The sequence below is a fragment of the Caballeronia sp. dw_19 genome (genome assembly GCF_018449515.1).
Taxonomy (GTDB): Bacteria; Pseudomonadota; Gammaproteobacteria; order Burkholderiales; family Burkholderiaceae; genus Caballeronia.
Genome location: NZ_JAAVUQ010000017.1, coordinates 74057 through 98452, shown reverse-complemented (window position 1 = coordinate 98452; position 24396 = coordinate 74057). Strand labels below are relative to the sequence as shown.

Annotated in this window: 25 protein-coding genes and 1 other RNA gene; 15 read left to right on the top strand and 11 right to left on the bottom strand. The window is 60.1% G+C overall.

What is annotated here, in order from left to right; translation table 11 throughout:
- The gene (locus HB376_RS22330) at positions 1 to 330 is read left to right on the top strand and encodes an NAD(P) transhydrogenase subunit alpha (RefSeq protein ID WP_213765845.1); all 330 of its coding nucleotides are present in this window, start codon (positions 1 to 3) and stop codon (positions 328 to 330) included.
- The gene (locus tag HB376_RS22325; protein ID WP_213765844.1) at positions 327 to 1769 is read left to right on the top strand and encodes an NAD(P)(+) transhydrogenase (Re/Si-specific) subunit beta; all 1443 of its coding nucleotides are present in this window, start codon (positions 327 to 329) and stop codon (positions 1767 to 1769) included. The genes HB376_RS22330 and HB376_RS22325 overlap by 4 nt, the downstream gene beginning before the upstream one ends.
- A 141-nt stretch (positions 1770 to 1910) precedes the next feature.
- On the opposite strand, the gene HB376_RS22320 is transcribed toward HB376_RS22325, so the two are convergent.
- Together HB376_RS22320 and HB376_RS22315 are read right to left on the bottom strand one after the other, a co-directional pair.
- Positions 1911 to 2216 carry a DNA-binding transcriptional regulator gene (locus HB376_RS22320; RefSeq protein WP_213765843.1) on the bottom strand — a complete coding sequence of 102 codons (306 nt, stop codon included), beginning with the start codon at positions 2214 to 2216 and terminating at the stop codon, positions 1911 to 1913.
- Positions 2209 to 2583 (bottom strand): type II toxin-antitoxin system RelE/ParE family toxin, encoded by a 375-nt coding sequence (locus HB376_RS22315; protein WP_213765842.1) that lies wholly within the window; start codon positions 2581 to 2583, stop codon positions 2209 to 2211. Before HB376_RS22315 ends, HB376_RS22320 begins: the two co-directional genes overlap by 8 nt.
- A gap of 271 nt (positions 2584 to 2854) precedes the next feature.
- Here HB376_RS22315 and HB376_RS22310 point away from each other — a divergent pair, with 271 nt between their 5' ends.
- The 10 genes from HB376_RS22310 (at position 2855) to HB376_RS22265 (ending at position 13692) form a co-directional block, all read left to right on the top strand.
- Positions 2855 to 4183, top strand: a complete 1329-nt coding sequence (locus tag HB376_RS22310; RefSeq protein ID WP_213765841.1) for a class I SAM-dependent RNA methyltransferase — start codon at positions 2855 to 2857, stop codon at positions 4181 to 4183.
- A 31-nt stretch (positions 4184 to 4214) separates the two neighbouring features.
- The gene (locus HB376_RS22305) at positions 4215 to 5621 is read left to right on the top strand and encodes an aminopeptidase P N-terminal domain-containing protein (protein WP_213765840.1); all 1407 of its coding nucleotides are present in this window, start codon (positions 4215 to 4217) and stop codon (positions 5619 to 5621) included.
- Complete coding sequence (locus HB376_RS22300) at positions 5611 to 6849, top strand: UbiH/UbiF/VisC/COQ6 family ubiquinone biosynthesis hydroxylase (RefSeq protein WP_213765839.1); 1239 nt, start codon at positions 5611 to 5613, stop codon at positions 6847 to 6849. Before HB376_RS22305 ends, HB376_RS22300 begins: the two co-directional genes overlap by 11 nt.
- A gap of 428 nt (positions 6850 to 7277) precedes the next feature.
- Positions 7278 to 8390, top strand: coding sequence for a tRNA dihydrouridine synthase DusB (gene dusB, locus HB376_RS22295; protein ID WP_213765838.1), 1113 nt, complete (start codon positions 7278 to 7280; stop codon positions 8388 to 8390).
- Positions 8387 to 8620: a Fis family transcriptional regulator gene (locus HB376_RS22290; protein WP_031357513.1), complete on the top strand. Its 234-nt coding sequence runs from the start codon at positions 8387 to 8389 to the stop codon at positions 8618 to 8620. Before dusB ends, HB376_RS22290 begins: the two co-directional genes overlap by 4 nt.
- A gap of 106 nt (positions 8621 to 8726) precedes the next feature.
- Entirely contained in the window at positions 8727 to 10292 is a 1566-nt protein-coding gene (purH, locus tag HB376_RS22285) for a bifunctional phosphoribosylaminoimidazolecarboxamide formyltransferase/IMP cyclohydrolase (protein ID WP_213765837.1), read from the top strand.
- Positions 10293 to 10409: 117 nt separating this feature from the next.
- Positions 10410 to 10952, top strand: a complete 543-nt coding sequence (gene ruvC / locus HB376_RS22280) for a crossover junction endodeoxyribonuclease RuvC (RefSeq protein ID WP_031357515.1) — start codon at positions 10410 to 10412, stop codon at positions 10950 to 10952.
- A 21-nt stretch (positions 10953 to 10973) separates the two neighbouring features.
- Positions 10974 to 11555, top strand: coding sequence for a Holliday junction branch migration protein RuvA (gene ruvA, locus HB376_RS22275; protein ID WP_213765836.1), 582 nt, complete (start codon positions 10974 to 10976; stop codon positions 11553 to 11555).
- Positions 11556 to 11643: 88 nt separating this feature from the next.
- Positions 11644 to 12708 (top strand): Holliday junction branch migration DNA helicase RuvB, encoded by a 1065-nt coding sequence (gene ruvB, locus HB376_RS22270; RefSeq protein ID WP_089158818.1) that lies wholly within the window; start codon positions 11644 to 11646, stop codon positions 12706 to 12708.
- Between the two features lie 48 nt (positions 12709 to 12756).
- Positions 12757 to 13692 (top strand): oxygenase MpaB family protein, encoded by a 936-nt coding sequence (locus HB376_RS22265; RefSeq protein WP_213765835.1) that lies wholly within the window; start codon positions 12757 to 12759, stop codon positions 13690 to 13692.
- Here the strand turns inward: HB376_RS22265 and HB376_RS22260 are convergent.
- From HB376_RS22260 to tyrS, 3 genes are all read right to left on the bottom strand, one after another.
- On the bottom strand, positions 13689 to 14351 hold the full coding sequence (locus HB376_RS22260; RefSeq protein ID WP_213765834.1) for a histidine phosphatase family protein: 663 nt from the start codon (positions 14349 to 14351) through the stop codon (positions 13689 to 13691). The genes HB376_RS22265 and HB376_RS22260 overlap by 4 nt on opposite strands.
- A 67-nt stretch (positions 14352 to 14418) precedes the next feature.
- Positions 14419 to 14877, bottom strand: a complete 459-nt coding sequence (gene dtd, locus HB376_RS22255; protein ID WP_213765833.1) for a D-aminoacyl-tRNA deacylase — start codon at positions 14875 to 14877, stop codon at positions 14419 to 14421.
- Positions 14878 to 14881: 4 nt separating this feature from the next.
- Positions 14882 to 16144 (bottom strand): tyrosine--tRNA ligase, encoded by a 1263-nt coding sequence (gene tyrS, locus HB376_RS22250; protein WP_213765832.1) that lies wholly within the window; start codon positions 16142 to 16144, stop codon positions 14882 to 14884.
- A gap of 404 nt (positions 16145 to 16548) precedes the next feature.
- Here tyrS and HB376_RS22245 point away from each other — a divergent pair, with 404 nt between their 5' ends.
- Entirely contained in the window at positions 16549 to 17682 is a 1134-nt protein-coding gene (locus HB376_RS22245; RefSeq protein ID WP_213765906.1) for an anhydro-N-acetylmuramic acid kinase, read from the top strand.
- A gap of 228 nt (positions 17683 to 17910) precedes the next feature.
- Here the strand turns inward: HB376_RS22245 and erpA are convergent, their stop codons facing one another.
- The 3 genes from erpA to rplM form a co-directional block, all read right to left on the bottom strand.
- Positions 17911 to 18276 (bottom strand): iron-sulfur cluster insertion protein ErpA, encoded by a 366-nt coding sequence (gene erpA / locus HB376_RS22240; protein WP_031357523.1) that lies wholly within the window; start codon positions 18274 to 18276, stop codon positions 17911 to 17913.
- A 241-nt stretch (positions 18277 to 18517) separates the two neighbouring features.
- Positions 18518 to 18910, bottom strand: coding sequence for a 30S ribosomal protein S9 (rpsI, locus tag HB376_RS22235; protein ID WP_213765831.1), 393 nt, complete (start codon positions 18908 to 18910; stop codon positions 18518 to 18520).
- 11 nt (positions 18911 to 18921) lie between these two features.
- Positions 18922 to 19350: a 50S ribosomal protein L13 gene (gene rplM / locus HB376_RS22230; RefSeq protein WP_031357525.1), complete on the bottom strand. Its 429-nt coding sequence runs from the start codon at positions 19348 to 19350 to the stop codon at positions 18922 to 18924.
- A 659-nt stretch (positions 19351 to 20009) separates the two neighbouring features.
- On the opposite strand from rplM, the gene HB376_RS22225 reads away from it, so the two are divergent.
- Entirely contained in the window at positions 20010 to 20432 is a 423-nt protein-coding gene (locus HB376_RS22225) for an OsmC family protein (protein WP_213765830.1), read from the top strand.
- A 71-nt stretch (positions 20433 to 20503) separates the two neighbouring features.
- On the opposite strand, the gene rnpB is transcribed toward HB376_RS22225, so the two are convergent.
- The 3 genes from rnpB to pyrC all read right to left on the bottom strand — a co-directional run bounded on the left by rnpB (position 20504) and on the right by pyrC (position 23014).
- Positions 20504 to 20921, bottom strand: an RNA gene (gene rnpB / locus HB376_RS22220) — RNase P RNA component class A.
- 58 nt (positions 20922 to 20979) lie between these two features.
- Positions 20980 to 21774, bottom strand: coding sequence for a DUF3025 domain-containing protein (locus HB376_RS22215; RefSeq protein WP_255631502.1), 795 nt, complete (start codon positions 21772 to 21774; stop codon positions 20980 to 20982).
- Positions 21775 to 21922: 148 nt separating this feature from the next.
- On the bottom strand, positions 21923 to 23014 hold the full coding sequence (gene pyrC / locus HB376_RS22210) for a dihydroorotase (RefSeq protein WP_213765828.1): 1092 nt from the start codon (positions 23012 to 23014) through the stop codon (positions 21923 to 21925).
- A 403-nt stretch (positions 23015 to 23417) separates the two neighbouring features.
- Here pyrC and HB376_RS22205 point away from each other — a divergent pair, with 403 nt between their 5' ends.
- Positions 23418 to 24320, top strand: a complete 903-nt coding sequence (locus tag HB376_RS22205) for a class II glutamine amidotransferase (protein WP_213765827.1) — start codon at positions 23418 to 23420, stop codon at positions 24318 to 24320.
- Positions 24321 to 24396: the final 76 nt, after the last annotated feature.

Below are 24396 nucleotides of genomic sequence, written 5' to 3'. Positions count from 1 at the left end.
ATGGAACTGGTAAATCACACGGTCATCAACCTGATCATTTTCGTGCTGGCGATCTACGTTGGCTATCACGTGGTATGGAACGTCACGCCTGCGCTGCACACGCCTTTGATGGCGGTGACGAACGCGATTTCCGCGATCGTGATTGTCGGCGCGATGCTTGCGGCCGGCTTGACGATTGGCGATACCGGCAAGTTCTTCGGCACCCTCGCGGTGTTATTGGCCGCGGTCAATGTGTTCGGCGGATTTCTGGTGACGCGGCGAATGCTCGAGATGTTCAAGAAGAAAGCGCCCAAGCAGATCACCAACGCTTCGAAGGGGGCCGCGCAATGAGCATGAGCGTTGTCACTCTCCTGTATCTCATCGCCTCGGTGTGTTTCATCCAGGCGCTCAAAGGATTGTCGAATCCGAAGACGGCGCGTATCGGCAATACGTTCGGCATGGCCGGCATGGCGATCGCGATTCTGACGACTATCGCGTTGATCGTGAAGCAGGCTTCGACGCTGGGATCGGATCTGTCGCTCGGGCTAGGCTTGTTGTTCGGGGCGCTCGTGGTCGGCGGTGCGATTGGCGCGTATGTCGCGGCGAAAGTCGAGATGACGAAGATGCCGGAACTCGTCGCCGCGATGCACTCGCTGATCGGTCTGGCGGCGGTGTGTATTGCGTATGCGGTTGTTTCGGAACCCTCAGCGTTTGGTCTCGCAGCGGTGGGCGAACCAATTCCCGTGGGTAATCGCGTGGAGTTGTTTATCGGCACGTTTGTGGGTGCGATCACGTTTTCCGGGTCGGTGATTGCGTTCGGGAAGCTGTCGGGCAAATATCAGTTCAGGTTGTTCAAGGGCGCGCCGGTCGTGTATCGCGGCCAGCACACGATCAACCTGCTGCTCGCCATCGCGATGCTCGGGTTTGGCATCATTTTCATGCTGACGCAGTCGTGGCTGCCGTTCGTGATCATGACGCTGATCGCGTTCGCGCTCGGCGTGCTGATCATTATCCCGATCGGCGGCGCGGATATGCCGGTGGTTGTGTCCATGCTGAATTCGTATTCGGGCTGGGCGGCGGCGGGTATCGGCTTTTCGCTGAATAACCCGATGCTGATTATCGCCGGATCGCTGGTTGGATCGTCGGGTGCGATTCTGTCGTACATCATGTGCCGCGCGATGAACCGCTCGTTCTTTAATGTGCTGCTGGGCGGGTTTGGTAACGAAGGTGGCGCGGCGGCGACGGGCGGCGCGCAAGAGCAACGTCCGGTTAAATCCGGTTCCGCCGATGACGCCGCGTTCATGCTCGGTAACGCTGAGACGGTGGTGATCGTGCCGGGGTATGGGTTGGCCGTGGCCCGCGCTCAACACGCGTTGAAGGAACTCACCGATAAGCTGATCGCGAAAGGCATCGACGTAAAGTACGCGATTCACCCGGTGGCCGGGCGTATGCCTGGGCATATGAACGTGTTGCTGGCGGAGGCCGAAGTGGACTATGAACTGGTCCACGAGATGGAAGATATCAACGGTGAATTCCAGCAGACGGACGTGGTTTTGGTCCTTGGGGCGAACGATGTGGTGAACCCGGCGGCTAAAACCGATCCGAAATCGGTGATTGCGGGCATGCCGATTCTGGAGGCGTATCGGGCGAAGACGATTATCGTGAATAAACGGTCCATGGCGGCGGGTTATGCCGGGCTGGACAACGAGTTGTTCTATATGGACAAGACGATGATGGTTTTCGGGGACGCGAAGAAGGTGATCGAGGATATGGTGAAGGCGGTGGAGTGATACGCGCTGCCGGGTAAGACAGAACGCCGGTGTGCTCGCGAGAGACACCGGCGTTTTGTTATTTTTTTATGCCGTCTATCACATACAGCAAACCGATATTTCCCGCCGAGGATCCGCCTGACGGTCCCTTCAGCAGAACCTTTAAAACATCGCTTCCAGGCCTTTACGATCAACCAGATCGAGCAGCTTCAACGACGGCCCGTTCGGCCGCTTCTGGCCCTGCTCCCATTTCTGCACCGTCGATGCACTCGTGTTCAGACACGCCGCGAACACCGCTTGGCTCGCCTTGGTGCGCTGGCGTAGCCGCTTGATCTGTGCCGCGCTGTAATCCTTGATCGGCGGCAGGCATAGCGCATCGAACTCCCGCAGTGTCACGGCATCCATCGTTCCACCCTGGTGTAGCCCTTGCGCCGTTTCGTGCAGCGCCTTCAGCAGTTTGTCACTCATCGCTCTCCACCTCATGTAACTCGCCCGCACGCAGCGCCTGAGTCAACGTGCGCGCGTCATAGCCCAACAATTGCGACCCCAGCAGCTTCAACGCTGCCAACCCCTTGTCGCTCACGTTGGCCCGCTCGTTCTTGGCAAACCCGAACACGAAGAAGGCTCGCTCACCCACTCGAAACGCCAGCAGCGTACGTAATCCGCCGCGCTTGCCCCGTCCGTTGATACCAACTCGCTTCTTGAATACGTGTCCGCCCAAATTCGCATCAATCAGACCCCGGTTCATTTCCTCGACGGCACTCAGCAAAGCCGCATCGGTCACGCCCTCCGTATCGGCCCAGCGTGCAAACCATTTGGTCTTAAAAATCCGCATTTCCGTCCTTCATAAACTATAGCACTTAGTGCGATACCTCCAACGCAGTCCACCCTCTGTTATTGAGCAACGATACCGATTCGTGGGTTACGACGTAACTAGCCAATCGGCTAACGTCAGCATCCATTTCCATTACAGAAGCGTTCGAATTCGCTTCTGCCCGACCGAGCTTACGAAAACCTCGTCTGCCGCCGCGCGCTTGGCTAACCCATCTCCGGCCCCTCCCCCGCGTACAATATCCCCCTTCGATTCCCAAAAAAGCACCGCCCCCATGGCCACTACTTTCCTTTTCGACTGGTTTGCCCCTTGCCCGCGCGGTCTTGAGGCGCCGCTGGCTGCCGAACTCGCCGAAATCGGAGCGAAGCACATTGAGGGCTCGCAATTCAGAACCGGCAAGGAAGTCCCCGGTGGCGTGCATTTCCGCGGCTCCTGGGCAGCCGGCATGGCCGCGAACCTCCATTCCCGCATCGCGAGCCGTGTGTTGCTGAAACTGGCCCAAGGCCCGTATCGCAGCGAACACGACATCTACGAACTCGCGTATCAGCAGCAATGGGAAAAGTGGTTCTCGCCGAACGAAACCATTCGCGTCGATATCACCGCGATCAAATCCCCTTTACGCAGCCTGGAATTCGCGACCTTGCGCGTGAAAGACGCCATCTGCGACCGCTTGCGCGAACTCACGGGCAACCGTCCGAGCGTCGATACCGCGCAACCCGACGTCCGCGTCTTCGCGTTCCTCACGCTGAACGAATGCACGCTTTACCTCGATACCTCCGGCGATCCGCTCTTCAAACGCGGTTGGCGACTCGACAAGGGCGCCGCGCCCTTGCGTGAAAACCTCGCGGCGGGAATCTTGCGCCTGACCGGCTGGACGCCCGGCACACCGCTTTACGATCCGATGTGCGGCAGCGGCACCTTCCTCGCCGAAGCCGCGCAAGTCGCGCTGAACATCGCGCCGGGCGTGGACCGCAACTTCGGCTTCGAAAAGCTGAAACAATTCGACGTGAACGCGTGGCAAAAGCTGAAAGGCGCGGCCGTCGATGCCAAACACGCCGCGAAGTCATCGCGTGCGGATATCCAGATCTACGGCAGCGACATTTCCGGCGATATGCTCGACAAGGCGTACTCGAATCTGGAACGCGCGGGTTTGCCGGAGTTGTCGTTGAAACAACTCGATGCGCGCCACATGACGCCGCCATCCGACATTCCGGGCATCCTCGTCGCGAATCCGCCGTACGGCGAGCGGATCGAAGTGCGCGGACGCGGCCCGCGCGGCGAGCTTCGCGAACCGAAGAACCGCGGTCACGACGAAGACGAAGAAGCGTTCCACCGCGCGCAACCTGATCCCGCCGATCAGGAATTCTTCATCTCGTTCGGCAACGCGATGAAACAGCGCTTTCCGGGCTGGCGCGCGTACGTGCTGACATCGGATCGAAAACTGCCGGGCATGCTGCGACTGCGTGAATCGACGAAAACGCCGCTCTTCAACGGCGCGCTCGAATGCCGGCTGTTCCGCTTCGACATGATTGCCGGCAGCGTGCGCAATCGCCCCGCAGCAGCGGAACCCGCCGTCGATCAAGCGCCCGACGTAGAGGAGTGAAGCATCGCGGAGGCGGCGCTACAATCGCTGAATGAACTCATCGACTGAAGCCCAATCCTTATTAGCCATCGACGTCTATCGCAGCCGCCGTGACCGCGTCCTCGCGGCGCTGCGAGAGTCGGGCGGCGGCGTGGCAATCATTCCGACAGCGCGCGAAGTCATGCGCAATCGCGACGCCGATTACCCGTTCCGCCACGATAGCTACTTCTATTACCTGACGGGCTTCACCGAACCCGAAGCCACGCTGGTCCTCAACGCCAGCGCCGAGGCGGACGAACCCGCCGCCATCCTGTTCTGCCGCGAGAAAAATGCCGAGCGCGAAACCTGGGAAGGTTTCCGATACGGCCCTGAAGGCGCACGTCTCGCGTTGGGGTTTGACGCAGCGTTCCCCATCGATCAGCTCGATACGGAAATGCCGCGCCTGCTCGCCGATAACCCCGCGCTGCACTATGCGCTCGGCAGTTCCGGTGAGCTCGATGAGCAGGTTCGCGGCTGGCTCGCGACGGTTCGGGCACAGAGCAGGATCGGCGTGAAAGCACCCACGAAAGCGATCGATTTACTGCCCGTGCTCGACGAAATGCGCCTGATCAAGGACGCGCACGAACTCGAGATCATGCGGCGCGCGGGCACCATCTCCGCCGAAGCACACCGGCGCGCGATGCAAACCTGCCGCCCCGGCATGCACGAATACGAGATCGAAGCCGAGTTGCTCTACACGTTCCGCCGACGCGGCGCGCAAGCGCCCGCGTACGGAACAATCGTCGCCGCCGGCGCGAATGCCTGCACGCTGCACTACCCGGCGGGCAACACGATTGTGCGCGAAGGCGACCTGATCCTGATCGACGCCGCGTGCGAACTCGACGGCTACGCGTCCGACATCACGCGCACGTTTCCGGCGAGCGGGCGGTTCACATCGGCGCAAAGGGAAATCTACGACATCGTGCTGGCCGCGCAATATGCCGCCGTCGACGCAACCCGCGAAGGCGTCAGTTTCGACGCGCCGCACGAAGCTGCCGTGCGTGTATTGGCGCAGGGTTTGCTGGATACGGGGATCATCGACCGCAACAAGTTTGCGACCGTGGACGATGTCATCGCCGAGCGGGCTTATCAGCGTTTCTACATGCATCGGACAAGCCATTGGCTCGGCATGGACGTGCACGATGCTGGCGATTACCGCGACGCCCACGCGCAACTCGACGACCAGGGCGCACGCGCGTGGCGCACGTTGAAGGCTGGCATGACGCTGACTATCGAGCCGGGTTTGTACATTCGCGCAGCCGAAGATATTCCCGAACGGTACGCGAACATCGGTATACGGATCGAAGATGACGCCATTGTCACCGCCGACGGCTGCGAGTTGACGACGCGCGAAGTGCCCGTCGATGCCGACGAAATAGAAGCCTTGATGCGCGACGCGCAAACGCCAGATGCAAATTGAAACCGCGGAAACTATCGGCCATGCACCGCCTGCCGATTATCACTTCGATATCGCCATCGTCGGCGCGGGTCCGGTTGGGCTCGCGCTCGCCGGCTGGCTGGCGAAACGGAGCGCGACGTCGCGCTTGTCGGTCGCGTTGATTGATGCACGCGAGCCCGGGGCGGCATCGGCTGATCCGCGTGCCATTGCGGTTTCGCATGGCAGCCGCGCGATGCTTGAGTCATCGCTCGGTTTCCCCGCCGATGCCACGCCAATCAAACGCATTCACGTGTCACAACGCGGACAGTTCGGCCGCACGCTGATCGACCATGATGAACACGGTTTGCCCGCGCTCGGCTATGTCGTGCGTTATGGCTCGCTTGTTACAACGCTTGCGCAAGCTGTCAGCAAAACCGGCGTGCACTGGTTCACGGAAACCACCGCATCGACACCCTTGCACGACCACGAGGGCGTCACGCTCTCGATCCATTCAGCCACAGGCGACCGCACGATCCGCGCACGCATTCTGGTGAATGCCGAAGGCGGGTTATACAAGGACGCGGACGCTTCTTCCGCTGCTTCTTCCGATCTTTCCGCCGAGGTCAAGAACACGCGCGATTATGGCCAGACGGCCATTGTCGGGACGGTGAGCGTATCGTCGCCACAACCTGGGGTTGCGTGGGAACGTTTCACGCCCGAAGGGCCGATCGCGTTGTTACCCTCCGGCGGCGCGCGTCAGGCGGACTACGCGCTCGTCTGGTGCAGCGCCCCTGAAGAAGCGGCGCGCCGCTCACAACTCCCCGACGCTGAATTCCTCACCGAGCTTGGCTCGGCGTTCGGTGAACGCATGGGCCGCTTCACGCGCATCACCGGGCGGGCGACCTTCCCGCTCGGACTGAATGCGCTGAACGCACTGGTCGACCGGCGCACGGTTGCTATCGGCAACGCGGCGCAAACGCTGCATCCCGTTGCGGGACAAGGGCTCAATCTGGGCTTACGCGATGCTCACGCGCTATGCGACGCGTTATCGACGAACGGCCCGACTACGGTTGCATTGAGTCTTTTTGCGCAACGGCGCGCACTCGACCGCCGCATGACGATTGGCGCAACCGATACGCTCGCACGTCTTTTCACGGTTGATTTCGCGCCCCTCGCCGCAATGCGCGGGCTGGCGTTGAGCGCGTTGGAACTCGTCCCGCCGGTTAAAACCGTGCTGGCACGACAGATGATGTTCGGGCAACGGCGCTGACTTGGCGGAATACTCGCAGCGGCTTCGAGTCAGTACGGCGAGCGGCCTGATTGCTGAGAGTGAATTCTCCTGCGTCGATCACGCTGGGAACACCTTTGGGCACGGCACGCTTTAGCTTCGCAACGATTCGCGTAATTCGTGCGGTGAGCCTTCTGCGCGCTTTGGGTGAGGTCAGCGTGTTCCGATCGCGACGAGCGACGAGCGTCGCCGTCGCACTCGGCCCGCTGCACCAATTGAGTCAAACATGCGTTCGCCGCACTGCATTCATCGGCCCATAGTTGAGCTTTTCCTCTATGACATCCACGATATTCATAGAAGATTTAACAACTTGCGCGGCGATTGGACTTAATTGACCCAGCGCGTTCGCGGTAAAATACGCGTTTCCTTAAGCGCTTTTGCGTCCCTGCATTTGGGACGCCGCGAGTTTCATGCCCATTTCCGCCCCGGCCATCGGCCCCCACATTTTGCGCAACAACTTGTTTGTCGCCCCCATGGCCGGGGTGACGGACCGCCCGTTCCGGCAGTTGTGCAAACGCATGGGCGCGGGTTACGCGGTGTCCGAAATGGTTGCGTCGAATGCGCAATTGTGGAAAAGCGAGAAAACGCTCCGTCGCGCGAATCACACCGGCGAAGTAGAGCCTATTTCCGTGCAAATCGCCGGTGCTGATCCGAAAATGCTCGCCGAAGCCGCGCGTCACAACGTCGCGAACGGCGCGCAGATCATCGACATCAACATGGGCTGCCCAGCCAAGAAAGTCTGCAATGTGGCGGCTGGATCGGCATTGCTGCAAAACGAAGCATTGGTCGCGCAGATCGTGCAAGCCGTGGTGAACGCAGTCGGCGTTGGCCCGGACGCCGTGCCCGTTACGCTGAAGATCCGCACGGGCTGGAACCGCGAGAACAAGAACGCGCTGAATATTGCGCGCATTGCGCAAGACGCGGGCATTTCCATGCTGACCGTGCACGGCCGCACTCGCGCGGACCTGTACAAGGGCGACGCGGAATACGAGACCATTGCCGCCGTCAAAGCTTCCGTGCGCATTCCGGTGGTGGCCAACGGCGACATCGCCACACCCGAAAAAGCGCGCCATGTGCTGGCCGTCACCGGTGCGGACGCGATCATGATCGGGCGTGCTGCGCAAGGGCGCCCGTGGCTCTTTCGCGAGATCGAACACTTTCTGGCAACGGGCGAACATTTGCCGGCGCCGCGTATCGACGAGATCCAGCAACTGATGAATGAGCATCTCGAAGATCACTATGATTTCTATGGCGAATTCACGGGCGTTCGTACAGCGCGCAAGCACATCGGCTGGTACACTCGCGGCCTTTCCGGCGCCAACACGTTCAGACATCGGATGAACACGCTGGATTCCACACGCGAACAATTGCTCGCCGTGAACGAATTCTTCGACGCCCAAAAGGCGTTGTCCGACCGTCTCGTCTATGTCGAAGAACTCGACGCAGACGGCGACCGCGGCGGCAACGACGAAGCCGAAGAATCGTGCGACGGGCAGAACCACACAGACCGACTAGCCGCATGAGTAGACATCACATAGAACAATGCGTCCGCCAGAGCCTGGACAATTATTTCCAGGACCTGGACGGTTCCAAACCGCACGACGTCTACGAGATGGTGATTTCGTGCGTCGAAAAACCGATGCTGGAAGTCGTGCTGAAGCAAGCCGAGGGCAACCAGTCGCTCGCGGCCGAGTTTCTCGGTATCAACCGCAACACGCTGCGCAAGAAGCTGCAACAGCACGGACTCATTTAAAGCAATTGTCTTATTGATGTACCACCCGGACCGTCGCGGCGTACGGCGGTCGACTCGAATTTCCTGATTCCCCTCGACTCCCCTACCGGCTTCCGCCGCTCCCATCATGATCAAGCAAGCGCTCCTTTCCGTTTCCGACAAGTCTGGCATCGTCGAATTTGCGAAATCGCTGTCGGCGCTAGGCGTTAGCCTGCTCTCGACCGGCGGCACCGCGAAACTCCTGGCTGATGCAGGCCTGCCTGTCACTGAAGTCGCCGACTACACCGGTTTTCCGGAGATGCTCGACGGCCGCGTGAAAACGCTCCACCCGAAGGTTCACGGCGGCATTCTGGCGCGCCGCGATTCTCCTGAACACATGGCCGCGCTCGAACAACACGACATTCCGACCATCGACCTGCTGGTGGTGAACCTGTATCCGTTCGTGCAGACGGTATCGAAGGAAGAATGCTCGCTGGAAGACGCGATCGAAAATATCGATATTGGCGGCCCGACCATGCTGCGTTCGGCGGCGAAGAATCATCGTGACGTAACGGTGATTGTCGATCCCTCGGACTACGCGATCGTCCTCGACGAAATGCGCTCGGCTAAGAACACCGTCAGCTACGCGACGAACTTCAAGCTCGCCACCAAAGTGTTTGCGCACACCGCTCAATACGATGGCGCGATCACGAATTACCTGACGAGCCTGACCGACGAGTTGCAGCACAAGAGCCGCAACACCTATCCGTCGACGTTCAACCTCGCGTTCACCAAGGTGCAGGATCTGCGTTACGGCGAGAACCCGCATCAAAGCGCTGCGTTCTATCGCGACCTCACAACGCCGGCTGGCGCGCTCGCCAACTACGAGCAATTGCAGGGCAAGGAACTGTCGTACAACAACATTGCGGACTCCGACGCAGCATGGGAATGCGTAAAGACCTTCGATGCGCCAGCCTGCGTGATCATCAAGCACGCGAATCCGTGCGGCGTGGCGATCGGCGCGGACGCGCACGAAGCCTATTCGAAAGCGTTCCAGACCGATCCCACCTCCGCGTTCGGCGGCATCATCGCGTTCAACCTTGAAGTGGATGAAGCGGCGGCGCAAGCTGTTGCGAAGCAATTCGTGGAAGTGCTGATGGCGCCTTCGTTCAGCGATGCAGCCAAGCAGATTTTCGCGGCGAAGCAAAACGTGCGTCTGCTGGAAATCGATCTCGGCGACGGTCACAACGCATTCGACCTGAAGCGCGTGGGCGGCGGCCTGCTGGTCCAATCGCTGGATTCGAAGAACGTCCAGCCGCACGAATTGCGCGTGGTCACGAAGCGTCATCCGACGCCGAAGGAAATGGACGATCTGCTGTTCGCGTGGCGTGTCGCAAAGTTCGTGAAGTCGAATGCCATTGTGTTCTGCGGCGGCGGCATGACGATCGGCGTGGGCGCGGGTCAAATGAGCCGCGTGGATTCGGCGCGCATTGCCAGCATCAAGGCGCAGAACGCGGGCTTGTCGCTGGCCGGATCGGCTGTGGCGTCGGACGCGTTTTTCCCGTTCCGCGATGGCCTCGACGTCGTGGTCAACGCTGGCGCGACCTGCGTTATCCAGCCGGGCGGTTCCATGCGCGATGACGAAGTGATCGCCGCTGCGGACGAGCACAACATTGCAATGGTGTTGACCGGAACGCGGCACTTCCGCCATTAAGCGCGCCACTGAGCACGCTTCACCGTTAGAAAGCCCGGTGGCCGGCAGGCGCACCGGGCTTTTTACTTTTTGCGCCGCGCTGTTAGTATCGCAAGCACTACGTTCCAACGGCACTCCATGAGAATTCTCGGTATTGACCCGGGCCTGCGCGTGACGGGGTTCGGCGTCATCGACAAGACCGGTCAAACGCTGACCTATGTGACCAGCGGCGTCATCAAGACCGCCGACGCAGATTTGCCGTCGCGTCTCCACACGATCTTCGAAGGTATCTCGACGCTTGTCCGGCAACACGCGCCCGACCAGTCCGCAATCGAGAAAGTGTTCGTCAACGTCAATCCGCAATCCACGCTGCTGCTCGGCCAGGCGCGCGGCGCGGCAATTTGCGGCCTTGTCGCGAGCGGCGTGCCGGTTGCCGAATACACGGCGTTGCAGTTGAAGCAGGCCGTGGTGGGCTATGGCCGCGCCACGAAAGAACAAATGCAGCAGATGGTGGTTCGATTGCTCGCGCTTACCGGGGTCCCCGGCACCGATGCCGCGGATGCACTCGGCATGGCCATCTGCCACGCGCACGCTGGCGGCGCGATGACCGCGCTCGGCGAAATCGCACCATCGCTGGCTAAAAAGGGCCTGCGCGTACGGCGCGGCCGTCTTGTCGGCTAACTCCACTACAAGTTCCTCACCATGATTGGTCGCATAGCAGGCGTTTTGCTGGAAAAAAATCCGCCGTACTTGCTCGTTGATTGCGGCGGCGTAGGCTACGAAATTGCCGTACCGATGAGCACCTTCTATAACCTGCCGAACAGCGGAGAGAAGGTCGTGTTGCTGACCCAGTTGATCGTGCGTGAAGACGCGCATTTGCTGTACGGCTTCGGTACGCAACAGGAGCGCACGACCTTTCGTGAACTGCTCAAGATCAGCGGGATCGGGGCGCGCATGGCGCTGGCCGTGCTGTCCGGCATGAGCGTTCAGGAACTCGCCCAAGCCGTGACAATGCAGGACGCTGCGCGCCTGACGCGTACGCCGGGTATCGGCAAGAAGACGGCCGAGCGGCTGTTGCTCGAACTGAAGGGCAAGCTTGGCGCGGATCTGGGCACGGCCGCGGGCACGGTGAGCGGTCCCGACCACGCGAGCGATATCCTGAATGCATTGCTGTCATTGGGTTACTCCGAAAAAGAAGCACTTATGTCGGTCAAGAATGTTCCGGCTGGTACCGGCGTCTCGGAAGGCATCAAGCTGGCCCTGAAAGCGCTTTCCAAGAGCTAGTCAGGCCAGTCTCTCACGCGGCTGATCCGGCCAACAGTCGGCCGATCGGCCAGCTTTCGGCATTCGAGCCACGCGGTACAATCGACGCATGATAGAAACCGACAAACTCGCTGCCGAACGCATCATTTCGGCTACTCCCGTCTCGCCGAACGAGGAAGTGTTCGAGCGCGCGCTGCGACCGCGCGATCTCGAGGAATACGTCGGGCAGGAGAAGATCCGCGATCAGCTTCAGATTTTCATCGAGGCCGCACGGCGGCGCTCCGAGGCGCTTGACCACGTTCTGTTGTTTGGGCCGCCGGGTCTCGGCAAGACCACGCTCGCGCATATCATCGCGCGAGAAATGGGCGTGAATCTGCGGCAAACGTCGGGACCGGTACTGGAGCGCGCCGGCGATCTCGCCGCGCTGCTGACGAACCTTGAAAAGAACGACGTGCTTTTTATCGACGAAATTCATCGGCTGTCGCCGGTCGTCGAAGAAATTTTGTATCCGGCCCTCGAGGATTATCAGATCGACATCATGATCGGTGAAGGTCCGGCCGCACGTAGCGTAAAGCTGGATTTGCAGCCGTTCACGCTGGTCGGCGCGACCACCCGGGCGGGCATGCTGACCAATCCGTTACGCGATCGCTTCGGCATTGTGTCGCGGCTGGAGTTCTACACCGCGAGCGAACTGGCGAGAATCGTTACGCGCTCGGCGTCGCTGCTCAAGGCGGATATCGTGCCGGAAGGGGCGTTGGAAATTGCGAAGCGGGCGCGCGGGACACCGCGAATCGCGAACCGGCTGCTTCGGCGCGTACGTGATTACGCCGAGGTGCGAGCGGATGGCAACATCACAGCCGAAGTCGCCGATGCCGCGTTGAAGATGCTCGACGTCGATCCGGTCGGCTTCGACCTGATGGACCGGAAACTGCTGGAAGCCATCTTGCACAAATTCGATGGCGGTCCGGTCGGCGTCGATAACCTCGCAGCGGCTATTGGCGAAGAACGCGACACCATTGAAGACGTGCTTGAACCCTATTTGATCCAGCAAGGATATTTGCAACGCACGCCGCGTGGACGCGTTGCCACGTTGCTCACGTATCGTCACTTTGGCCTCGCCGCACCGGACGCCGGCCCGGTCCGCGAAGTGTGGGACGCCAACACCGACAGTTGAGCAACGGCAATATTAGCCGCAACAGACTGATAGCCGATAGCCGAACCGATGTCCGATCAAGCAAGTCCGCGTCCTGACGAGGCATCCGGTTTCGCCGGCCAATTGGTCAAGCGACTGCGCTCCAGGCTCGCCAACGGTGTTACGAGCCTGACTACCGGCAGTGGGCCAACGCTGGATTATTCGTCACCGCCGGGCGACCCGGGACTATTCGGGCCCGACGCCATTTGCTGGAAAGTCCACGCCGACTTCACGCCGATGATGACCGGAGGCGTCAGCGCCCTCCTGCTTCAGGCCCTGCACCCAATGGCGCTCGCGGGTGTCTGGGACCACTCTACCTTTCGAACCGATATTCTCGGACGCCTGCGTCGCACGGCCACGTTTATCGCGGGTACGACGTACGGCAATAAGCATGACGCGCTTGCGCTCATCGAACGTGTGAAGCGAATTCACCTCTCCGTGACAGGCACGGCTCCCGACGGCCGGCCGTATCGAGCAAGCGATCCTGAGTTGCTGACGTGGGTTCACGTCGCGGAAGTATCGAGTTTCATGAAGGCGCATTTGCGATACGTGAACCCGTTGCTTCCCCTCGATGCGCAGGACTCCTACTACGCGGAGACATCGACCATAGCGGAGATGCTCGGTGCCACCAATGTGCCGAAGAGTTGTGCGGAGATCGACAAGTACCTGGCGTCAATGCGGCCACAGCTAGAAGCAAGCGAGCGTACCCGGGAAGTGCTGAAGGTATTGATGAACGCGCCAGCGCCCAGTGTCGCAATGAAACCTGCCAGCGCGCTGATTCTGAACGCGGGTGTGGACCTGCTGCCTGACTGGGCACAATCGATGCTCGGATTCGGCGCATTTGCGCCGCTACGCCGCGCGTGGACGCGGCCGGGCATCAAGATGATTGCGCCGTTGATACGCTGGGCGTTGCATAACGGCGTGTCCAAGCGAGCGCGGCGGCGCGCTGCGATGAAGCCTGATTAGCGCGGGACTTCCTTGAGGTCGTCGTCGCTTCCGGGGGACGAAAGATGCGCGACGTCGCCCCATGAGACAACCTTCGCCTGACCGTTCTCGAAGTCCACCACGTTAACGCTGGAATTCAGCAGCGGCCAGTCACGCGGTACGTCGAGCGGCAATCCACGCACGAACCGATAAATGCAGTCCAGCACGCCACCGTGAGCGACGACCGCAATACGTCCGTCCGGATGCGCGGCCACGATCGGCTCGACAGCGCCCAGCACGCGCCGTGAAAACAGGCGCTGCGATTCCCCGCCTGGCGGCGCGAAACCTGGATCATGGCTCTGCCAGGCCGCATATTCAGCAGGATACTTCGCGCGGATCTCTTCACCGTTGTGACCTTGAAAGTCACCGTATAAACGCTCACGCAAACCTTCGTTCAGGTTCAGCGTCAAACCTAGCGCGTCCGCAAACGGTTTGGCGGTCTGCTGAGCACGCAGCAGATCGCTGCAATACACCGCGTCGAGTCGGGCGCCGGCCTTCGACTCCTGCAAGACACGTTGTGCGAGCTGCCCTGCTTGCGCAACGCCGGTCGCCGCCAGCGGAATATCCGTGTGCCCCTGAATACGCTTGATGCGATTCCAGTCGGTTTCGCCGTGCCTGATGAAGAGGACTTGCGTGGTCATGAGATGCGTGAAATTCCGGAAGATGCGCCCTAAACAACGGGCACAGTGACAAAACTCGGGAGACGTCTCAGGAACGTACTTGCAGCCAGAACGTGACGGGCCCGTCGTTGACCAGCGACACCTGCATGTCCGCGCCGAACTCGCCCGTCTCAACAATGGGATGCGTGGCGCGCGCCTGCGCAACGAAGTAATCAAACAGCCTGCGGCCTTCCTCTGGCGGCGCGGCCGGTGTGAAGCTTGGCCGCAGTCCGCTGGAGGTATCGGCGGCGAGGGTGAACTGCGACACCAGCAGCACGCCGCCCGCACGCCCGGCGCCATCTATATCCCGCACCGGCAGATTCATCTTGCCGGCGGCATCGCTAAAAACACGATACGCCAGCATCTTCGCCAGCAGCTTGTCCGCAATGGCCTGGGTGTCTCCTCGCTCCGCGCACACAAGCGCCAGCAAGCCGGCATCGATCGCGCCCGTCACACGGTCGCCCACACGCACGTCGGCTCGCAAGACACGCTGAATGAGTGCGATCACGCGCTTATGCTGCCAGCGTGACGCGCGCGAAGCGGCGCTTGCCGACCTGCACCACAAACTCGCCCGCTTCGATCTTCAAGCCCTTGTCCGACACCGTCGCACCGTCGATCTTCACGCCACCCTGCTCGATATTGCGCAGCGCCTCGCTGGTCGAAGGCACCAGCCCGGCTTGCTTCAACAGTTGCCCGATGGCGAGCGGCGCGCCGCTGAGCGTCACCGACGGAATCTCGTCCGGCACGCCGCCCTTCGCACGATGGTTGAAGTCTTCCAGCGCCCGTTCCGCGTCAGCCGGCGAATGGAAACGCGCGACGATCTCCTGTCCCAGCAGCACCTTGAAATCGCGCGGGTTACGACCACCCTCGGCTTCGCTTTTGAAACGCGCAATCTCTTCGATACTTCTAAACGACAGTAACTCGAAGTAGCGCCACATGAGCGTGTCGGAGATGCTCATCAGCTTGCCGAACATGTCAGAGGGCTTCTCGCTAATGCCGATGTAGTTGTGTTTCGACTTCGACATCTTCTCGACACCATCCAGCCCTTCCAGCAGCGGCATGGTCAAGATGCATTGCTGCTCCTGGCCATATTGCTTTTGCAATTCGCGGCCAACCAGCAGATTGAACTTCTGGTCCGTGCCACCGAGTTCGAGATCGGCGTTCAGCGCAACCGAGTCGTAACCCTGCATGAGCGGGTACAGCAACTCGTGAATCGAGATGGGGATGCCACCCTGGTAGCGCTTCGTGAAATCCTCGCGCTCAAGAATCCGCGCGACCGTATAGCGTGACGCGAGCTTGATCATGCCGTCGGCGCCGAGCGGCATGGACCACTCACTGTTGTAGCGCATCTCGGTCTTTTCACGATCGAGCACGAGCGCGGCCTGCTCGAAATAGGTCTTCGCGTTTTCTTCGATCTGCTCGCGCGTCAACGGCGGACGCGTGGCGTTACGCCCCGACGGATCACCGATCAGCGACGTGAAGTCGCCGATCAGGAAGATCACCGTATGGCCGAGATCCTGCAACTGACGCATCTTGTTCAGGACCACCGTATGGCCAATATGAATATCAGGCGCGGTCGGATCGAGGCCGAGCTTGATGCGCAGCGGCTTGCCGCTCGCAGCGCTTCGGGCGAGCTTCTGTGCGAATTCTGCTTCGATTAGCAGCTCGTCACAGCCCCGTTTCGCGATGGCGAGCGCGGCCTGCACCTCGTCGGTGAGGGGCAAGGTTTTCGCAGTCGAAGCCGGTGCCGGAGAGTCGTTCGGTTCAGTGGTCATGCTTGCAACTTTTTCGGGTGATTTATTCGGGGCGCTAACAGGCGCCGATCGGGCAACGGCCGCTGCTTCCGGATTCGTTCACAGTCGCGTTCGAACACGGAAAATCGTGCGGCATTCTCTTGTTCAGGCAACGGATTTTACGTGATGTCGTCTGCCTTCGCCCCGTTTTCCCGGCTTGTTGGCCCCGCGTTGGCCGTTCGGCCATGTTTCGAGCGCCTAGACTCCGGATACGGAGCGCGAAACATGGCCGAATGGCTAACGGCTTAACGAGTGGCATCGATGCGTGGATAATCGGTCCATCGCGGCCGCTTTGGCCGCAAGAATTGCATCGATGACGGCTCGAAATGGGTCATCGGTGAGCCGGCATTGAACAGGAGAGCAACGTGGTACGACGGACCGAGGCGATGGAAACAGGCGACATGGCGGACGGCGTGTACTTTGGGCTGATGTCGGGCACGAGCATGGATGGCGTGGACGGCATTGCTGTCCAGTTCACGGCCGGGAACCCACCCGTCGTGCTGGGCGAGGCTCACGTCGGGTTCTCGCAAGGCCTGCGCGACGCGCTTTTCGCCCTCCAGGCGCCTGGCGACAACGAACTGGAACGGGAAGCCCTTGCCGCGAACGCGCTCGCCACGCGTTACGCCGTGTGTTGTCACGAACTGGCGAGCATGAGCGGCCAATCGTCCGCGAAAGTCCGCGCGATCGGCGTACACGGGCAGACGGTGCGGCACAGGCCGGAAAAGGGCTACACGCGGCAAATCAACAATCCTGCGCTGCTCGCAGAAATGACCAACATCGATATCGTCGCAGACTTCCGTAGCCGCGACGTCGCGGCCGGCGGTCAGGGCGCGCCGCTCGTCCCGGCATTTCACGCGACCATTTTTGGCAGCAAGGACGAGACGCGCGTGGTCTGCAATCTGGGCGGCATCAGTAACATCACCATTCTCGCGGCCAACGGCAGCGTCCACGGTTTCGATTGCGGACCGGCGAATGCCCTGCTGGACGAATGGGCGCACCGGCATCTGAAACGCCCCTTCGACGAAGGCGGTCATTTCGCGGCACAAGGTCAGGTGCATCGCCCGCTGCTGAACACGCTACTCAACGAACCGTTCTTCGAACAGCAACCGCCTAAAAGCACCGGGCGAGATCTGTTCAATCCTGCGTGGCTCGACGCCAAGCTCATCGGTTTCGAAAAGATATCGCCCGAAGATGTTCAGGCCACGCTTGTCGCGCTGACAGCCATTACCGTTGCAAGAGAAATCGAGCGGCATGCTTCCGATTGCCGTGCGGTCTACGTGTGCGGAGGCGGTGCTCGTAATCCGGTATTGATGCGTGCAATCCAGCAGGCGCTTGGGGAGAGCGGCGTGGCGGGTGTCCCCGTGATGACCACTGAAGCGCTCGGGGTGCCACCACAGCAGGTGGAAGCATTGGCGTTCGCATGGCTCGCGATGCGCTGCGTGGCCCGTAAGCCGGGCAATGTATCGGCGGTAACAGGGGCTGCCGGGGAACGAGTTTTAGGGGCGATTTATCCGCGTTGAGGGCAACCCGCCGTTGACCGCCCATGCTTCGTGAAAAGGCTACCCGCACAAAAGAGAAACTGACGGCTCGGTCAGGCATGGCGCCGAAAACCGGGTCCCGTATGTCATCGCTTCAGTTTTTCATCGGAACATACGTTCGAACGAACGCACGAAGCAAAACAAAAACGGAACCCGAAGGCTCCGTTTCACGTTTGCATGATGCCGCGTAGTCTAATCAACTAATCAGAATCACGCCGAGAATGACGATCCGCAACCGCAGGTGCTGGTTGCATTCGGATTCTTGATTACAAACTGCGCGCCGTTCAGATCGTCTTTGTAGTCGATCTCGGCGCCGACAAGGTACTGATAGCTCATCGAATCAATCAAAAGCTGGACGCCTGCTTTATCCATCACGGTGTCGTCTTCGTTGATGGCTTCGTCAAACGTGAAGCCGTACTGGAAACCCGAACAGCCGCCGCCCTGCACGAACACACGCAGCTTCAATTCCGGATTGCCTTCTTCGTCGATCAGTTGCTTGACCTTGTCAGCTGCTGCGTCGGTGAAAACGAACGGCAACGGCATTTCGGTCGTGGGGGTATCTGTGACAGCGTTCATTCGAACTCTCCAAAAAAGCTTCTAGTGCCTATTGTAGGGCTGATCTCAATATCGTGCTGGAAGCCCATGTAATCAATAGGCTATCGCTCCACACTATCCCGAATTTGCCGTGGCTGCTTGGAACATCACCGAAAGACGGCCGCGATCCGCCAGCATCTGCCACGAAAAAAGCCGCCGGCGCATACACGCAGGCGGCTTTTTGAGCCATTTCGCCGTAACAACGACGAAACCGCCAAACAGCTTAACGCTTCGAGAATTGTTTCCTGCGACGTGCCTTGTGGAAACCAACCTTCTTACGTTCAACTTCACGAGCATCGCGGGTAACGAAGCCAGCTTGTGACAGCGCGGGCTTCAGCGTTGCGTCGTAGTCCATCAGCGCACGCGTGATGCCGTGGCGAACCGCACCGGCCTGACCCGTTTCGCCGCCGCCGTTCACGTTGACCTTGATGTCGAACGTGGTGGCGTGGCTCGTCAGTTCGAGCGGCTGGCGCACGATCATCAGCGACGTTTCGCGCGAGAAATAATCAGCAATGGGCTTGCCATTGACGATGATCTGACCCGTGCCGGACTTGATGAACACGCGGGCAGTGGCGCTCTTGCGGCGACCCGTACCGTAATTCCAATTACCGATCATATGGGCTCCCTTTAGATCTCGAGCGCTTTAGGCTGTTGAGCCGTATGCGGATGCGTTGCGCCAGCGTAGACCTTGAGCTTCTTGATCATCGCGTAGCCGAGCGGACCTTTCGGCAACATGCCCTTAACGGCTTTCTCGAACGCGCGGCCCGGGAAGCGTTCTTGCATCTTGTTGAACGTCGTTTCGTAGATGCCGCCCGGATAGCCCGAGTGACGGTAGTACTTCTTGTCAGTACCCTTGTTGCCCGTGACGCGCAACTTGCTGGCGTTGATGATGACGATGAAATCGCCAGTGTCGACGTGCGGGGTGAACTCGGGTTTGTGCTTGCCGCGAAGTCGGGCGGCCACTTCACTGGCGACACGTCCGAGAACCTTATCCGTCGCGTCAATCACGTACCATTCACGCGTCACCTCATGGGCTTTTGCGGAAAACGTCTTCATGATCGATCCAAAAAATAAATCTGCCCTGCTTTGTCCCGCTTGTATGAGAAGTTGCGCATCGAGGCGCGTGCGGGCTCTCCCTGGTTCTCGTCCGCGGGCATGGTGCGGATAGAGAACTTTGAATTATAAGGGAAATTTTGATGTGAAGTCAAAACTTGCCTTTCGGCCAAGCGAATTCACCCCGGTTCAGCGCTGAACGATCGCATCGTGCAGAGGTTTTGCGAGCGAGCGATGGGCCCGCCATGATCGTAATTGACGCTAAAGCAGACGAAAAAAAGCCCGAGCCTTGGGCTCGGGCGGAATCCACCTAGGAGGAGGTGGAGGAGACAGGAGCAAGTATATGAAGCGCTTTTGTGCAAAGCAAGTAAATTTGCATTATGGGATTCGATTTCATAATGTAAAATACAGACGAAAGTTAAAATTCAGTATTTTACTATTTACAATCAAATACTTAGCTAAAATTAAAAAGCCGCTTACGCACAATTTACAGTTGAAATCCCTTGATTCCAGTAGGGAAATCGCTGATTTGTCGTACGTATCGCAATGCAACAATGCCCCACGGCTGGCCCAAACGCCCGCGCTGCTGCGATTCCTACAATCAGCTAAAACGCTACAATCAAGACGATTAGACAAGTGTCTTATGGCACCGGAGTTTTCTCATGGAATGCAAAGTTAGCTGGATGGGACAGGACGGAATGGCGTTTGCCGCGGAAACGGGCAGCGGCCATCTGGTCACAATGGACGGCGCACCGGAAGGCGGCGGCCGCAATCTGTCGCCGCGGCCAATGGAAATGGTCTTGCTCGGCACGGGTGGCTGCACTGCGTACGACGTCGTGATGATCCTGAAGAAAAGCCGTCAGGAAGTCGTGGGTTGCTCGGTGACGCTCAAGGCCGAGCGCGCAAGCGAAGATCCCAAGGTGTTCACGAAGATCCACTTCCACTTCACGGTGACGGGCAAGAACCTGAATCCCACGACAGTCGAACGCGCGATCACCCTCTCTCACGACAAATACTGCTCGGCGTCGATCATGCTGGCGAAGACGGCCGAATTGACGCATTCCTTTGATATTGTCGCGAGCTGAATTCCTCGCATCGAAGAAGAAACGAGAAAAAAAGCCGGCGTCATCACTGACGCCGGCTTTCTTTTTGAATCTCACAAAGCAGGCCGATAAGCCGGATTCTGTGCACGCCTCACGCCCGAAAGCGTGACGCGCGTAGCAGTCATTCCTCTAGTCGCGCCATTACTGGCGCGCTCAAGCTTCCTACCCGCAGACGAGACGGAGGCACCGTCCTGCATCACGAGGATGCGCGCCTGCCTATTTGGAATTGCTCCGGGTGGAGGTTACCTTGCCGGTCTGCCTTGCAGCAGCCGCGGTGCGCTCTTACCGCACCGTTTCACCCTTACCTGATCCCCGAACTTGCGCCCGGGGCCATCGGCGGTTTGCTTTCTGTTGCCCTGTTCCGCGTGTCGCCACGGATGGCCGTTAGCCATCACCCTGCCTGGTGGAGTCCGGACTTTCCTCGCCCTCTCCGGCCGAAACCGGATCAGCCGCGACTGCCTAGCCTACTTTGCGACGATGATTTTAGCATGAGGGGTGTCGGAGCCTCGCTGTCACGCTCCGATACCGGCTATGTCCGCGATCGGCGGCCGGATCGAAAGACCTGAGGGTCGTCGTAGAAAGACGGGACTTCGTTTTCAGGCCACCAGCCCGGCACGCCCAGCACCGGCAGTGGCGTGAAATATCGGCTGGAAATGGCTTCGCTCTTTAGCCGTTCAGACACTGCGCGGTCGAGGATCGCGCGGCGCTCGATATCGGTGGATGAGAAATAGGCTGGCTCGACTTCCACTATCCAGGCGTGCCCCGTGCACGCCTTATACGGGGCAATCAGCTTTTCGAGTAACGCGTGGCCGAAGATGCGTGCCTCGCATCGAAGGCCCCAGGCTGCGCGTTGTTCGACGAGCAACGTGTGCCAGTCGAAGGCTCGAAGTGCAGCGGCGAGCGACGCATCTGCGCAGGCAAAAAGGATCGCGTTTTCGTCGAAGAGCGTCAGGGCGTCGCGCGCGGCGCCGCGTGTGGGACCGATGCCGAGTGCGTCAATTTCCGCAGCCTGCCGTGCGTTCAGCGCCGCCTTGATGCGTGGGTACTGGAACCACATCGCGCCGTTGAAGAAATCGTGCAGGTTATAGCGCGTGGGCACGCAGCCCGTCTCGGCAATATGCCCTTCATACGACGCCCCCGCCGGCAACTCGTCCTGTGCGATGAACGATAGCGGCTTGCCCCGTCCGGTGACGCGCGGGCCGGTGTGTGCATCGGCGTTGAGGGTGGAGAGATACGCTGAGTAGCTATCGAGCGCGGCCTGGCGCCAGCGCTCGCCGCGCTCGGCAAGCGGCGCCAGCCACGGGCAGGACCAGTCGATATCCATAAAGCGCTGCGCCGCGCGGGTATCGGTTAGCGTCGATGCCGTCTCCGCGTTTTCAGGCTTCAGTGAATTTTCCCGGTCTGACATACGAGTAGCTCAAGAGGCGGGAGGTTCTGCGCTCGGACCTGTCCCAAGCGCGCCCCGGCAACCGTCACTCCATCCGCCAGCCAATCGATTCTCCGCCGCCCAGCGGCACGATCTCATCGCCACCTGCCATGAATTCCGCCGGCAGCGTCCAGGGTTCGCGACGCAGCGTCACGCTCTCTGTCGAGCGCGGCAAACCGTAAAAGTCCGCACCGTGGAAACTCGCGAAACCTTCGAGGCGACCGAGCGCGCCGGCCTGATCGAAGGCTTGCGTGTAGAGCTCCAGCGCGTGCAACGCCGTGTAACACCCCGCGCAGCCGCAAGCGTGCTCCTTCAACCCCTTCGCGTGCGGCGCGCTATCCGTGCCGAGAAAAAAGCGCGGATTGCCCGACGTAGCCGCCGCGAGCAGCGCCACGCGATGCGTCTCGCGCTTGAGCACCGGCAAGCAGTAGTAATGCGGCCGGATTCCGCCGACAAACAGCGCATTGCGGTTGTACAGCAGGTGATGCGCAGTCAGCGTGGCGCCGGTCGGACCGTCGGCATCGCGGACGTAATCAGCGGCGTCCTTTGTTGTGATGTGCTCGAATACGACCTTCAACGCGGGAAAATCGCGGCGCAACGGCGTCATCACGCGGTCGATAAACACCTTCTCGCGATCGAACATATCGATGGCCGGGTCCGTTACTTCGCCATGCACGAGCAGCGGCAGATCGTGCTTTTGCATCGCCTCCAGCGTCTTCGCGCACTTCGCGATGCTCGTGACACCGGCGTCGGAATTGGTCGTCGCTCCTGCCGGATAAAGCTTTACTCCGTGGACGAAACCGCTTTCGCGGGCGCGACGAATTTCGTCGGGCGGCGTGTTGTCGGTGAGATAAAGCGTCATCAGCGGCTCGAAACGCGCACCCGGGCCGTCCTTGGGCAACGCGGCCAGGATGCGCTCGCGATACGCCGCCGCCAATTCGGTCGTCGTCACGGGCGGACGCAGGTTCGGCATGATGATCGCCCGGCCGAACTGGCGCGCCGTGTGCGGCAGGACGGCGGCGAGCACGGCGCCGTCGCGAACGTGCAAGTGCCAGTCGTCGGGACGCGCGAGCGTAATCGAGTCAACGGAGTCAACAGACGAAGCGGGAGAGACGGAGGCAGGCGTGGAAGCGGACATTGGCGTGATAACGATGAAAATAATCGGATGACGAAAACGCAGGGACTGTGGCGGCCGCGAAACCAAAAAGCATAAACACGCACGGAAAACATAAGCGAGACCGAAGCACCTGCAAGCGGCGCAGCTTCGCCATCAATATCGGCGGCCCGGATCAGTGAATCAAGCCCCGACACTGCGTGCTTAATGAGACTACCAGCGGAGACCACCAGCGGGGGCTCCGAGAGCAAGCGCCCCACCCAATCGGTCAGTTTTTCTCCCGCAAGCCGGCCGATACCGTGGAAATTCCACAACGATGCCACCCCGCGGTCGAAAGGCGCGATTTTTTGGCGGTTTCGTCGGTGCTATGCTTTGGCTACCCGTATTGTAACGGTTAGCTCCATTCACCCAGTCTGCAGCCCCAGCAATGTGCCAACTTCTCGGAATGAACTGCGCGGAACCCACGGACGTGACTTTCTCGTTCACCGGTTTCGCGGCGCGTGGCGGCGTCACCGACCATCACGCGGACGGCTGGGGCATTGCGTTCTTTGAAGACAAGGCGTGCCGCCTTTTCATCGATCACCAGTCGTCGGCCAGTTCACCGCTCGCCGAAATGGTGAAGCGTTATCCGATCAAGTCGAAAAACACGATCGCGCATATTCGCAAGGCCACGCAAGGTCACATCCTGCTTGAGAATTGCCATCCGTTCATGCGCGAGTTGTGGGGACGGCACTGGATTTTCGCGCACAACGGCGACCTGAAAGATTTCAAACCCTGTCTGAACGGACAATATCAACCGGTCGGCACCACCGACAGCGAGCTGGCGTTCTGCGCGTTACTGCAAGGTCTGCGACGCGAATTCCCCGGCTGCCAGCCGCCGCTGGACGAACTGTTCGCGGCGCTCGAAAAGCTGACGCGAGAGATCACGCAATTCGGCGTATTCAATTTCCTGATGTCGAACGGTCAGGCGCTGTTCACGCATTGCTCCACGCATTTGTATTACCTCGTGCGCAGTTGGCCGTTCTCCACGGCGCATTTGATCGACGCTGACATGTCGATCGATTTCGCGAAGTACACCACGCCGGAAGATCGCGTCGCGGTGATCGCCACCTCGCCGCTTACCGACGACGAAATCTGGACGCGTTTCAAACCCGGCGACCTGGCGTTGTTCCAGCACGGCGCATTGCTCAGGACGGTCAATGTCCCCGTGCCGGCGGACGTCGCGGAGAAAGCGCTTGAACCGTTGTGCAAGGTTTGCGTTGAATCGGTACTGCGCGCCGAGACCATCGCGACGACCGCGGATGTGGAGACCGAACTCGGTATAGAGTAAATGCGGAGTAATTGCGGAGCAGCTTCGCGGCCGGAGAATCACCTGGACTCACGCTTGTTCCACTACCCAGGGAGCT